At 43.2% G+C, this 12658-nt stretch carries 11 protein-coding genes; 5 read left to right on the top strand and 6 right to left on the bottom strand.

Features of this window, described 5'->3' with window-relative positions:
* Window positions 1–78: 78 nt before the first annotated feature.
* Both V7K46_RS16310 and V7K46_RS16305 read right to left on the bottom strand, forming a co-directional pair.
* Complete coding sequence (locus tag V7K46_RS16310; RefSeq protein WP_335114836.1) at window positions 79–1461, bottom strand: aminopeptidase P family protein; 1383 nt, start codon at window positions 1459–1461, stop codon at window positions 79–81.
* 34 nt (window positions 1462–1495) lie between these two features.
* On the bottom strand, window positions 1496–1726 hold the full coding sequence (locus V7K46_RS16305; RefSeq protein WP_335114834.1) for a hypothetical protein: 231 nt from the start codon (window positions 1724–1726) through the stop codon (window positions 1496–1498).
* A gap of 202 nt (window positions 1727–1928) precedes the next feature.
* On the opposite strand from V7K46_RS16305, the gene V7K46_RS16300 reads away from it, so the two are divergent.
* Window positions 1929–2729 (top strand): PhzF family phenazine biosynthesis protein, encoded by an 801-nt coding sequence (locus tag V7K46_RS16300; protein WP_335114832.1) that lies wholly within the window; start codon window positions 1929–1931, stop codon window positions 2727–2729.
* 8 nt (window positions 2730–2737) lie between these two features.
* On the opposite strand, the gene V7K46_RS16295 is transcribed toward V7K46_RS16300, so the two are convergent.
* Window positions 2738–3202, bottom strand: a complete 465-nt coding sequence (locus tag V7K46_RS16295) for a DUF29 domain-containing protein (protein WP_335114830.1) — start codon at window positions 3200–3202, stop codon at window positions 2738–2740.
* A gap of 564 nt (window positions 3203–3766) precedes the next feature.
* Here V7K46_RS16295 and V7K46_RS16290 point away from each other — a divergent pair.
* Window positions 3767–4207 (top strand): DUF4332 domain-containing protein, encoded by a 441-nt coding sequence (locus tag V7K46_RS16290; RefSeq protein WP_334975728.1) that lies wholly within the window; start codon window positions 3767–3769, stop codon window positions 4205–4207.
* 41 nt (window positions 4208–4248) lie between these two features.
* Here V7K46_RS16290 and V7K46_RS16285 read toward each other — a convergent pair whose 3' ends face one another.
* Complete coding sequence (locus V7K46_RS16285; protein WP_335114828.1) at window positions 4249–4863, bottom strand: TetR/AcrR family transcriptional regulator; 615 nt, start codon at window positions 4861–4863, stop codon at window positions 4249–4251.
* A 150-nt stretch (window positions 4864–5013) separates the two neighbouring features.
* Between V7K46_RS16285 and V7K46_RS16280 the strand changes: the two genes are divergently transcribed.
* From V7K46_RS16280 to V7K46_RS16270, 3 genes are all read left to right on the top strand, one after another.
* Window positions 5014–6768 (top strand): M16 family metallopeptidase, encoded by a 1755-nt coding sequence (locus V7K46_RS16280; protein ID WP_335114826.1) that lies wholly within the window; start codon window positions 5014–5016, stop codon window positions 6766–6768.
* A 46-nt stretch (window positions 6769–6814) separates the two neighbouring features.
* Window positions 6815–8371, top strand: coding sequence for a M16 family metallopeptidase (locus tag V7K46_RS16275; RefSeq protein ID WP_335114824.1), 1557 nt, complete (start codon window positions 6815–6817; stop codon window positions 8369–8371).
* 634 nt (window positions 8372–9005) lie between these two features.
* Window positions 9006–9653 (top strand): Uma2 family endonuclease, encoded by a 648-nt coding sequence (locus tag V7K46_RS16270; RefSeq protein WP_335114869.1) that lies wholly within the window; start codon window positions 9006–9008, stop codon window positions 9651–9653.
* 136 nt (window positions 9654–9789) lie between these two features.
* Here the strand turns inward: V7K46_RS16270 and rpmB are convergent, their stop codons facing one another.
* Entirely contained in the window at window positions 9790–10026 is a 237-nt protein-coding gene (gene rpmB / locus V7K46_RS16265) for a 50S ribosomal protein L28 (RefSeq protein ID WP_273766461.1), read from the bottom strand.
* Between the two features lie 138 nt (window positions 10027–10164).
* Complete coding sequence (htpG, locus tag V7K46_RS16260) at window positions 10165–12156, bottom strand: molecular chaperone HtpG (protein WP_335114822.1); 1992 nt, start codon at window positions 12154–12156, stop codon at window positions 10165–10167.
* Between the last annotated feature and the right edge of the window lie 502 nt (window positions 12157–12658).

Raw genomic sequence — 12658 nt, 5'->3', positions numbered from 1 at the left:
AGGCGCAGAGGACACAGAGTTAAGAGTATAAAGAGGAATTTCTTGAACCAAATTTTTACCCACCTTGAAAGGGCTAGATTAATGATTTACTAAATTTTCTATACTATCAACATCGTTCGGTAATGCGGCTGTTAATATTTCGCTACCTTCTGCGGTAACTAATACATCATCTTCGATGCGGATTCCGCGGACATCAGCAAATTCAGATAAACGTTGCCAATTCACTACATTTTGATATTTTGAGCGAACATTGGCATCATTGAAAATTGCTGGTACTTGATAAAAACCAGGTTCAATTGTGACTAACATTCCTGGACGCAAAGGACGATTTAAACGCAGGTAGCTTAAGCCAAAGCGATCGCTTCTTTCGCGTCCCTCTTCATACCCTGCTAAATCGCCCAAATCTTCCATATCATGGACATCTAAACCCAGTATATGACCGATACCATGAGGGAAAAACAGGGCGTGGGCATCCATTTCTACTAAATCTTGGGGATTTCCTTGTAAAATGCCTAACTCTACTAAACCTTCAGCGATAACTGTGGCAGCTAGTAAATGAATATCCCCATACTCTACACCAGGGTGTACTTTGGCAATGCAAGCATCATGGGCTGCTAGTACGACATTATAAATATCTCTCTGGGTCGATGAAAATTTACCCGAAACTGGCCACGTGCGAGTGACATCACCTGCCCAACCCATCTCAGTTTCAGCGCCAACATCGGCAAGCAATAAGTCACCTGGTTGTAGAGGGTAGTGATAGTGTTCGTTATGCAAAACTTCACCGTGAACTGTAACAATACTGTTGTACGAGGTGGTCATATTGTGGGCAATAATTACCCCTTCCATCGCTGCCCGAACTTCTGCTTCCAGCTTCGCTTTTGGTGTTGCTGCCATACCAACTTTGTGCGCTTCTACAGTGACAGCTGCCGCTTTTCGTAACTGGGTTAATGCAGCATCATCATGAGTGAGGCGGATAGAAACGATCGCCTTAGCTAACTCCAAGTCAATTCCTTGGGGAGGACTTTGGGGTAACACCCATCTATTTAATAGCTGCGATTGTTGCGTCCAAGTCGCTGCATCTTGTACAGCAAGTGTGGCGGCATCTTCTACCCAAGATTCTAATTCTGCCATTGGCCCTGCTACATCCGCCCCAATCTTCTGGGCTATTTCCTCGCGCGTTGGCGTTTCTCCATGCCAAAGGGCGCTGCTGGGTGATGGATCGTCGATGAATAGTTGTAGCTTACCCGCTTCTAAACGAATTGCCGCCTTTGATAATGGCAGTCCGGCAAAATAGAGGAAATGACTGCTAGCGCGAAACGGAAGAAGATTTGCTGGAAAGTTGCGCGGACTGTTGCTACCTGACCACAAAATTACTGGAAAATCAATGAGGTTGGCTAGTTGTTGGCGTCGCAGACGTAAAGTATCAATTAAGGAAGTAGAAGTTTGTTGGATAAGCATAAATGGAAACTCAAGGTTATAGTTTTGTCTTTATTTAGTCGTTATCGTCATCGTCTTTATCATTCTTGCGATCGCTATGTTTGTCGTCGCCATTTTTGTCCTTCTGCTTTTCCTGCTTAGGCTGTTGGGTAGGTTGTAGGACTGGTTTTTGTTGCTCTGTTGGAGCAGAGCGCTGCGGTGCCTCAACAACACAACTAACTAATCCTCCAGCAATTAGCGCTAAGTTGACAGCAGCAAAGATGCTTCTGAAGATTTTTATCCTCATGTTTTCGTTTTGCTTGAACATTGACCCCAGTTTTTGGAGATTGTATTCCTAATTTATAAGGTACTGTATATGGTGGTTCTCATTTGGATGTAACACGCGCTTTGGGAACGATACGCCGCCTCAGAATAATCGTAACAATCGGCATAAATCTTTAACGCACTCCTGATAAATATATTGCTGTCTAACTTTTAAAGCGACTTTAATGAGACAAATCATTACTCAGGTTGATGCTTTCACTAATACACCTTTCGCAGGGAATCCTGCTGCTGTCTGTGTTTTGCCTACTCCCCAAGACGAACGCTGGATGCAGAACGTAGCGCAGGAGATGAATTTATCTGAGACGGCTTTTTTAGTTAGACAGGATGATGGCTTCAATCTGCGTTGGTTTACGCCCACGGTGGAAGTGCCGCTTTGTGGTCACGCAACTTTAGCTAGCGCCCATGTACTTTGGTCAGAGGGACATTTGTCACCAAATGAAGCTGCGCGTTTCTACACCAAAAGCGGAGTACTGATTGCAAAGTTGCAAGGTGAGTGGATTGAATTAGATTTTCCTGTGAATCACTCACAAGAAACGATCGCTCCTCCAGAACTCAGCAAGGCTTTGGGTATACCATACAAATCTGTCTTGCAGAATTCACTAGGTTATTTAGTGGAATTGGAATCGGAAGACTTGGTGCGGCAAATGCAGCCTAATTTTCAATTACTAAAAACGTTGCCTGTTTCTGATGTTATAGTCACCAGCATTGCTTCTTTAGATTTAAATTATGATTTCGTCTCTCGCTTCTTTGCACCAGGTTTAGGTATTAATGAAGACCCCGTTACTGGCGCTGCCCATTGTTGCCTCGCTCCCTTTTGGCGCGATCGCTTGCATAAAGATGAGTTATTGGCTTATCAGGCATCCAGTCGCGGTGGGGTAGTCAAAGTACACTATACAGGAGGTGATCGCGTCTTTCTCGCCGGACAAGCCGTAACTGTTATGCGAGGTGAGTTAATTACTGCATAAACATAATATTACAAATCAATCGCATCCGGCAAAAACTCAGCATCGAGAACTTGGGCAATGGGATAAGGACATTTCACTGGAAACGTATCTATTGGTAGTTCAGTTTCATTACTAGCAGCTTTCAATCCCCGATGGTAACATTGAGCTAAAACTTCTTCTGGATAGGACTTAAGGCTGGGACTCTCTTGTAACAAATCTATAATCCGGTTGCGTTGCTCATTAATCGTATTTTGCCAGGAGCCACTCCGCAAACTAGACTGATATTGCCACTTGAGCAAATGCTGTAATAATACTTCCAAGCGGCTTTTTAATTCCCGCCGATCTGACCGTCCCAAGTTTTCAATCTCCTCAATCACAGCATCCCAGTCTACCTGTTCAAATTCTCCAGCCCGAATGAGTTGTACAGTCTGTTCTGTCCATGCTACAAAGTCTATTTCATACAACTGGGCTGCGCTTTTTGGAATCGGGGTCATGAGCTTGCTGCAATCCACTATGAACGAGCTAGATTTGAAATCTTTTACACCCATCTTAACGTTAGGGGGCGAAGCGATCGCCTCTTTCTCGTCGACAAACCGTAACTGTTATGCGAGGTAAGTTAATTACCGCTTCATTTTAATAAGCTAACATGGTGAAATGTTATTGTTAGTCGATACAATCGCATTGTTAGTCAATACAATCGCTTTGTCCGTCGATACAATCGCATTGTCAGTCAATACAATCGCATTGTCAGTCAATACAATCGCTTTGTCCGTCGATACAATCGCTTTGTTAGTCAATACAATCGCATTGTCCGTCGATACAATCGCATTGTTAGTCAATATAATCGCATTGCAGTAGGTTGCATTTAGATGTGTATTAATGAAACATTCCCGCAGGGTAGCAGCAAAACAATGCCAAAATTGAAAGGCTCAGATTCCCGATTTCTCTAAGAAGTCGGGAATTTTGTTTCTGCGCGTTTGATTTAGGATTGTTATATATGTGATTAAGTTTTTTTCATTTGTCACAATATTAAAATAAGCTTATATTTAGTTTTAAAAATGTCTGCTAAAAATACAAATAGTCGAAATCTGATCACATCTGGTGACTGGCCAATCGAGCAATTACCTGGACTGAGCCACGAAGAACAATCTCAACTGCAAAATTGTGGGATTACTAGCACAGTAGCGCTAGTCAAACAAGGCAAAACTCTAGAGGCACGGCTGGCGTTAGCAAATAAACTACAGATTCATCTTCAGTATGTAAATAAATGGATGGCTTTAGCTGACTTGGCGCGTATTCCCAGTGTAGGCGTACAATATTGTGGTTTATTGCTCCATGCAGGTATTGGTTCTGTAGCACAGTTGGCTCAGACTCCGACTCACAGATTGCACCAACAAATAATGCGTTTGCAAGTAGCAACAATGCAACGACGAGATTTGTGTCCAGCGATTGAGCTAGTACAACAGTGGAGTCAGCAAGCTAAAGCAATTATTAGTTAGGAGTTAAAACTCATAATTCATAATTTATAATTCATAATTATTCACTCTTTGGCTAAAACACCATTAAGGAAGATATCAGCGAGTCCTTCAGCCATTTCCTGCATTTGTTGGGGGGAAGCGTCAGGTTCTATGAGGGTGTTGTTAGAAAAACCTGCGATCGCAAACATTCCCAAGAAAACTTTAGCAACCAGCTTGGCATCCATTTGACGATAAATGCCTTTGTCCATCGCTGTTTGAAAGAACGCTTCGCCCACATCGGTCATTTTAGTAATCACTTCTAATTGGATGCGATCGCGCAAATCGGGGTGAAACTGCACCTCCATAAAACAAACGCGCATCAAATCGGCATTTTTTTGGAAATTCCACATCCGGCGACGCATCACTTGAGCTACGGCTTTATAAGTGCCCATTTCACTCAATTCTGTCAGCAAATCTGTAAGAATCTCTACCCAGCCACTCGTAGCTACTTCCACCAAAATTGCCTTTTTATTGGGAAAATGACGAAATAGAGTGCCTTCAGCGACACCTGCCGCCTGTGCTAAATCACGAGTGGTAGTGCCGTCAAATCCCTGAGCGGCGAACAATCGTTGTGCTGCCTGTAAAATCCGGGTGCGCGTCTGAGCCTCTGAGGGTGGGGAAGAATTAAAAACTCGCATAACAGTTATGGTGAGATTTGCAGAACACAATTTGTAGCATTATTGTCTAACATCAAGTAAAAAAGCCAGTGAAAGCTTAATACAAGATTAACGTCCTTTTGCTAAGTATCCTGTTTCTTAGGTAGTGTAACTTTATCTTAATTTTCGCTTATGAACCAGATCAGTCGGTCAATTTTAGATTTTAGATTGGGGACTTCCCTGCGGGACGCTACGCGTAGCTTGCAACTCCTGCGGAGTACGACTTCTCTACGAGACGCTACGCGTAGCTTGCAACTCCTGCGGAGTACGCTCAGGAACCATCGAACGATTTTGGATTGGTTAGATAAAGTATCTGTGAGATTGCGGCGGTTGTTTGTCACTTTGTTGGCTTTAATCGTCCTTTGGTGGGGATTACTGCCAGAAATTGCTCTGGCTCAAACTCAAACGGCACTTCTTCAAGCAGCCAAAACTCAAACCCCACCGATTCAAAGTTCGATCCAACCTTATCTGGATCGAGTGATTAAGCAGTTAACGGAGTTTCGCCTCGACAATGGTCTAAAATTTATTGTTTTGGAACGACATCAAGCGCCTGTGGTTTCCTTTCTTACCTATGCCAATGTCGGTGGTGTGGATGAGTCAGATGGTAAAACTGGCGTAGCTCATTTTCTTGAGCATTTGGCATTCAAAGGGACAACGCGCATAGGCACACAAGACTACAAAGCCGAAAAACCGCTACTAGAGCGCTTGCAGCAGTTAGATACTCAAATTAAAACAGCGAAAGCCGAGGGCAAAAAAGATGAAGTTGCTCGATTAGAAACTGAGTTTAAGCAAGTAGAATCACAAGCAGGTAAGCTAGTCAAGCAAAACGAACTGGGGCAAATTGTGGAACAAGCCGGAGGCGTGGGTTTAAATGCCAATACTTCTACTGAAGCCACCCGTTATTTTTACAGTTTTCCTGCCAATAAACTGGAACTTTGGATGTCGCTGGAATCGGAACGATTTCTTGATCCTGTAATTCGTCGTGAGTTTTATAAAGAGAAAGATGTAATTTTAGAAGAACGCCGGATGCGGGTGGAGAATTCACCCATTGGACTGATGGTGGAAAAGTTTATTGATACTGCTTATAAAGTTCATCCCTACAAGCGTCCAGTGATTGGTTATGACGAAGATATCCGCAATCTGACACCAGAAGATGTCCAGAATTTTTTTGATACTCATTATGTACCAAGTAATTTAGCGATCGCTATTGTCGGAGATGTTAAGCCGGCTGAGGTGAAAAAACTGGCGCAAACTTATTTTGGCCGCTATCAAGCAAAAACCAAAGCTGTTGAACAAATCCCGACGGAACCACCACAACAACAAACACGGGAAGTTACTTTACAGCTACCTTCTCAACCCTGGTATTTAGAAGGTTATCATCGTCCGGCAATTACCCATCCAGATAATGCAGTCTATGAAATCATTGGCAGTTTATTGAGTGATGGGCGCACGTCGCGGTTATATAAGTCTTTGGTAGAAAAGCAGCGTTTGGCGCTAAATGCCCAAGGTTACAGTGGATTTCCTGGAGATAAGTACCCAAACCTCATATTTTTCTATGCTCTCACAGCTCCTGGTCATACAGTTGATGAGTTGGCGGTGGCTTTGCGTCAAGAAATTGACAAATTAAAAACTGAGCCTGTAGAAGCGGTTGATTTGGAACGGGTGAAAACCCAAGCACGGGCGGGTTTGTTACGTACCCTCGACTCAAATATGGGGATGGCTCAACAATTGTTGGAATATGAGGTGAAAACTGGCTCTTGGCGGAATTTGTTTAAGCAGTTGGATGACATTGCAGCGGTAAAGACGGCTGATATTCAACGAGTGGCAAAGGAGACGTTTACAGCTGAAAATCGCTCGATTGGTAAGTTGTTGTCGAAAGAAGCTTAAGAGAAATGAACCGCAAAGGGCGCAAAGGGCGCAAAGGTAGAGAGATATGCAGAGGTATAAGGTGAAGGGTAAACAATTCAAAATCCAAAATCTAAGTTGCGCTAGAAGCGCACCAAAGGTACGACTTAAAATCAAAAATGGTAAGAGGTTTATTTATGCTTTGGTTGCAGTTTTTGCGTGTTTACTTTTAACTTGTAATTTTTCTCTGGCGGCGACGTTACAAGCAAAGCATTATAGTGAGTTGCAGTTGCCACCGCTACCTGAGATTAAGTTACCCAAGTATGAGCGGTTTGTTCTCCAAAACGGCTTGGTTGTCTATTTAATGGAGGATCACGAGTTACCGTTGGTGAATGGGACGGCGTTTGTGCGGACAGGGAATCGCTTGGAACCACTGGAAAAAGTCGGTTTAGCTGGTTTTACAGGCGCAGTAATGCGAACTGGGGGAACTAAGAAGCATTCGGCTGATGAACTCAACGAGATATTGGAACAACGGGCGGCATCTGTAGAAGTTGGTATTGCTGAAACTTCTGGTAGTGCTAGCTTTGACGGACTCAGTGAAGATTTAGAAACGGTGTTTGGGCTGTTTGCCGAGGTGGTGCGATCGCCAGTATTTGCTCAAGAAAAGCTAGACTTGGCTAAGACACAAGCTAAGGGTGGCATTGCTCGTCGCAATGACGATCCAGATAGTATTGCTAGTCGAGAATTTAAGAAATTGATCTATGGGAAAGATAGTCCTTATGCTCGCACAATAGAGTATGCAACGGTGGATCAAGTTGAGCGTGAGGATTTGCTCAACTTTTATCAGCAATATTTCCACCCCAATAATATGATTTTAGGGATTGTGGGGGATTTTGAGGCGAAGAAAATGCGATCGCTCGTTCAAGCAAAGTTTGGCGACTGGAACCGCAACCCAGGTATTGCTAAACCCAAATTACCAAAGGTTTCGCCAGCAAATACAGGTGGAGTCTTTTTTGTGAATCAACCACAACTAACGCAAAGTAGTGTGCTTATCGGGCATTTAGGCGGACGGTTCGATAATCCCGATTATGCGGCGCTGGATGTATTAAATGGGGTATTAAATGGGTTTGGTGGACGCTTATTTAATGAAGTGCGATCGCGTCAAGGTTTAGCTTACTCTGTCTATGGTCAGTGGAGTCCCCGCTACGACTATCCTGGCATATTTATTGCTGGTGGACAAACGCGATCGGATGCTACTGTGCAGTTTGTCAAAGCCTTACAAGCTGAAATCAAGCGCATCCAAACTCAAAGAGTAACAGCAAAAGAACTGGCTTTTGCCAAAGAGTCTACACTCAACTCTTTTGTATTCAACTTTCAAGACCCCAGCCAAACCTTATCACGGTTGATGCGATACGAATATTACGGCTATCCTGCTGATTTTCTCTTTCGCTATCAAAAGGCCGTCGCCGCCACCACCGCCGCTGATGTGCAACGGGTAGCACGAGAATACCTCAAGCCAGAAAGGATTGTGACTCTAGTCGTGGGGAATCAAGCCGCTATTCAACCGCCATTGACGCAGCTAGCAGCAAAGGTGACACCAATAGATGTAACGATTCCTGGTTTGCGACCACAGGCGAAGAATTAATCAAAAATTGCGAGTAAGAAATTCAGCCTGCTTTTAGATGATGAATTTGCCTCGAACTGATTTATTAACAGACTTGGACTATCTGGAACGCTACTATGAGCCTGTTAATCAGTTATTCCTGAATTTGCAAGAGGAACCAAGTCTTTCAATCCCCCACCTTTGAGTACTTGACTAACTTAGGACTTACGCAAAATATCTCTCAAACTCTGATTTCTCCGTGTCACGCCAGTTGCTTTAAGTCGGGAAACCCGCCCAACGCACTGGCTTCTCTGCGCCTCTGCGGTTCGTTATTCCGTAACTCGTGCGTAAGTCCTATAACTACTCAAATCAAATAATTTCCTTCATTATCGGGAAATGATTGAGGACAAGTTGGAGTAACAAGTAGAAACTAAATCAGGAACCAAAACCTCTGGGAACTCCAGAGGTTTTTCTTTAAACTACGCTTTTCTATGTAGGAGCGATCGCCCCTGTATACACTTCTATGAGGAGTTTTTTAAGCAGCTGATGTCCGACGACAAGCTGCTGTGTGTACAAGCATCCGACAATTTTAGTGATGAAGCAGCAAAAATTATCGTAGCGCATTAGTCAACTGGAGTAAGCTAAATTTAGGTTTGAGCTAGTGGGAGTGGAGATGATGTTGTTGGAATTAAAGCGCATCCATGTTCCACCAGGACAAAGAGTGCTACTGCGAGATGTAACCTGGCAGGAATTGGAAACAATTCTAGAAGATTTAGGGGAACATCGTGCTGCACAAATTGCTTATGACAGGGGAATACTGGAGATTATGGCACCACTGCCAGAACATGAAGACGATAAAGAAATTATTAGTGATTTAGTCAAAGCGCTTTTGGAAGAATTAGATATTGAGTTTAGATGCCTTGGTTCTACCACTTTCAAAAACCAAGCAATGGCTCAAGGTATAGAACCTGACCAGTGTTTCTATATAAAAAATGAATCTAAGATTCGCGGAAAGAAGCGACTAGATTTAACAGTAGACCCCCCTCCAGATTTAGCTCTAGAAATTGATATTACTTCTCGCACTCATCCTAATATTTATGAAGCTTTAAAAGTACCTGAGCTTTGGCGTTTTAATAAAGGAAATTTACAAATTAATGTTCTACGAGATGGGCATTATATAGAGTCTCCGCAAAGCCTAAATTTTCCTCTATTCCCACTAATTGAAACGATTCCCCAATATCTGGAGCAAAGTAGAACAGCAGGCAGAAATGCAACACTCAAAGCTTTTCGTCTTTGGGTACAAAAGCAGATACAACAGAAATAATTCGTAATTAAGAATTAATTTAAGGTACTGAACTACCTAATTTCAGTCCTATTTTGGTAGGGAAGCAGGATGAGCAGCGGCTTTGGCCGCTTATCCTGTCTCCGCTACATAGTCTCAGGCTACAAATCCACGTTACTTAGTAATGATTCAGGTTAATACCAGCTTCTTTTGCCATTGCTTCTAACCCTTTAATATCTAGGGTTTTGATTGCTTTGGTAGACAGCTTTAATTTTACCCAGCGATTTCCGCCTGCCCACCAAACACGCTTGCTTTGTAGATTGGCGTGCTGAAGGCGTTTAGTACGGCGGTGGGAGTGAGAAACAGCAAAGGCGTTATTTGCCTTCTTACCAGTTAGTTCACAGCGACGGGACATAGCAAGTATCTCCAGATTGTTATTTTAATACAGCCTTTCCATTTTAGGTCTTAGGCAACAGAAGTAGGAAAGGAAGGAGAGGGATAGGGGACAGGAAGAGAAATAACTAGACGCGATTAATCGCGTCTCTACTTCTAACTATTTACTAGCTTGTTCCGTCAGCTTAGTGAGTACCTCATTCGAGCGCTCGACAAAGGATTTCATCCCCTCAGCGTCAAATCCTTTCTGAGACATCAGCGCTAAATCGTAGACATGTTGACAAATCAAGTTTACTAACTGATCTGTAGGCGATTGACCGTCACCTTGAATAATACTACCTTGGTTAAGATTTACCAGATTTTGAATCAGCGGGTGAGCAGTATTCACCAGTAAAACGTGATCTTCAGGAAACTCTGCTGTTTGCTGCTGCATCATGGCGTTCATTTCTCGCATCCGGCGGAGAATCTCTGGTAAAAGCACGATCGCAGGTGGTGTCCCTTGGGGATCGTCTGATTTCAAAGCTTCGGTACGGATGTTGAGTTTAGGTTTGTTGAGAGATTTCTCAAATAACTCTTTGATGCTCTCACTCCGAGTTTTGTTCGTCTTGGGATCAACAATTTCCGTAGCTTTGTCTTGTTCCAGCAGGGTATTATCTAAATCTGAGTCCACCCGCGTAAATTTGACATCCTGATATTCCCGCTCTAGGAAGTTGATAAAGTGGGTGTCGATGAAGGAGTCCATAAACAGGACTTCCAAGCCTTGATTTTTGTGTAGTTCTATATAGGTAGCTTGGGTTGCTGCATCGGTGCTGTAGAAAACCCGGTTTTCGTGACGCTCTTTGTTGCGTTCTAGATATTCTTTGAGCGTAGTATAGGGAGCGCTAGGTTCTGAAAAATCAGGAGTGGCTGAAGGAGGAGTGACATCTTGCCAAGCATCTCCCTCTGAAGACTGTACTTCGACTACTGGAGTTTCAGCAGCAGGTTTTTCTGTCAGCTTGGCGGTAGTGCGGAAGACGATAATATCTTCAATTTGTTTTTTGAATTTCTCGTCGTTGAGAACGCCAAATTTTACAAAAGTACCGAGATCCTTCCAGGCGCTAATGTATTGTTCACGGTTGTCACGGAAAAGTTCTTTGAGGCGATCGCCTACTTTTTTGGCAATGTAATCACCAATTCGTCGCACGGTGCGATCGCCTTGCAAAGCGCTGCGCGATACGTTCAGAGGAATATCGGTGCTATCAATCACACCCCGCATTGGAGTTAGAAATTGCGGAATAATTTCTTCGCAGTTGTCGCTAACAAAAACTTGATTACTAAATAGCTTGATCTGCCCTTTAGTAACATCTACATCCGGCCTCATTTTGGGAAAATATAGAATCCCGTTGATGATAAAGGGATAGTCAGTATTTAGATGTACCCATAACAGAGGTTCTTCCTGAAAAGGATACAGGTAGCGGTAAAACTCTAAATATTCTTCTTGACTCAGATTACTTGGAGACTCTCGCCACGGTGCTTTTTGCTTATTTAATACTTCACCTTCTAGTTTTATCGGTACTGGCAAGAAATCGCAGTAAGTCTTGACAAGATTCTTAATCCGTGCATCTTCTAAAAATTCCTCTTCTTCTCCTTGCAGGCTGAGAGTAATAGTAGTGCCGCGAGTTGTCCGGGGCGATTCTTCTAGGGTGAATGCTGGGGAACCATCACAAGTCCAGTGAACTGCCTGTGCCCCTTCTTGGTAGGATAGAGTATCAATTTCTACCTTTTGCGCCACCATGAATGAGGAGTAGAAGCCAAGACCGAAGTGACCAATAATCGGTTGATCTGATTTACCTTCATACTTATGAATAAATTCTTCAGCACTAGAGAAGGCAACCTGATTGATATATTTCTTAACTTCTTCTGCGCTCATCCCGATACCGTTATCGGAGATGGATAGGGTTTTGTTATCTTTGTCAATGGCAATTTCGATTTCTGGTTCGCCAATTTCTCCAGCGTAATCTCCAGCGCGGGATACCATTTTCAGCTTTTGGATGGCGTCTACGGCGTTGGATACCAGTTCCCGCAAGAAGATTTGATGATCTGAGTAAAGCGACTTCTTAATGATCGGGAAAATATTCTCAGTATGAATACTGATAGTGCCTTGTTCTAGCATAATTGGTAATCTTCGACGTTAGTATCTGAAATGATGATAGTGGCTAATACAGCCTAACCCTCTGTTTTCCAGGATAAACCCGGATAACACAGAAAGGCATCAAGCAATTAGGATTTTAAAACCATAACTTGGGCGATGTCTAGGACGGGCTGCGCCTACGCTCCTTTTGTGAGCATTGTTTGCCCCCATTTTCTGATTCGGATTTCCCTACTCCCGATTTTCACCGCAGGTTTATTAACCTGCATCCTCCGACTAAGCTGTAAAAATTAAACTGGTATTAGAGGCTGGTTTAATGTCTTTAACATCAGCGCTGACAGAAACATCTAAGCAGCTTTTGAAGATATATCACCTTCTCACTTCCACTTAAAATATTAGTTTAAATTAATAAAATTCTCGGTTTTGGATGGTGAAGACTGGGAAATTGAGAATGACAACATAATTCATCTAGAAGCAGGAAACTAATATAGCGATCGCCTTTTCACTTTACGGCTTCTGCGATCGC

This window comes from Nostoc sp., from assembly GCF_036917395.1.
In the GTDB taxonomy this organism is placed as follows: domain Bacteria; phylum Cyanobacteriota; class Cyanobacteriia; order Cyanobacteriales; family Nostocaceae; genus Nostoc.
This window is presented reverse-complemented; position numbering and strand designations above follow the sequence as displayed.

Coding starts and splice junctions, on each gene's coding strand:
- V7K46_RS16310 (WP_335114836.1), bottom strand. CDS start 1,461: ATGCTTATCCAACAAACTTCTACTTCCTTAATTGATACTTTACGTCTG.
- V7K46_RS16305 (WP_335114834.1), bottom strand. CDS start 1,726: ATGAGGATAAAAATCTTCAGAAGCATCTTTGCTGCTGTCAACTTAGCG.
- V7K46_RS16300 (WP_335114832.1), top strand. CDS start 1,929: ATGAGACAAATCATTACTCAGGTTGATGCTTTCACTAATACACCTTTC.
- V7K46_RS16295 (WP_335114830.1), bottom strand. CDS start 3,202: ATGACCCCGATTCCAAAAAGCGCAGCCCAGTTGTATGAAATAGACTTT.
- V7K46_RS16290 (WP_334975728.1), top strand. CDS start 3,767: ATGTCTGCTAAAAATACAAATAGTCGAAATCTGATCACATCTGGTGAC.
- V7K46_RS16285 (WP_335114828.1), bottom strand. CDS start 4,863: ATGCGAGTTTTTAATTCTTCCCCACCCTCAGAGGCTCAGACGCGCACC.
- V7K46_RS16280 (WP_335114826.1), top strand. CDS start 5,014: ATGAACCAGATCAGTCGGTCAATTTTAGATTTTAGATTGGGGACTTCC.
- V7K46_RS16275 (WP_335114824.1), top strand. CDS start 6,815: ATGCAGAGGTATAAGGTGAAGGGTAAACAATTCAAAATCCAAAATCTA.
- V7K46_RS16270 (WP_335114869.1), top strand. CDS start 9,006: ATGTTGTTGGAATTAAAGCGCATCCATGTTCCACCAGGACAAAGAGTG.
- rpmB (WP_273766461.1), bottom strand. CDS start 10,026: ATGTCCCGTCGCTGTGAACTAACTGGTAAGAAGGCAAATAACGCCTTT.
- htpG (WP_335114822.1), bottom strand. CDS start 12,156: ATGCTAGAACAAGGCACTATCAGTATTCATACTGAGAATATTTTCCCG.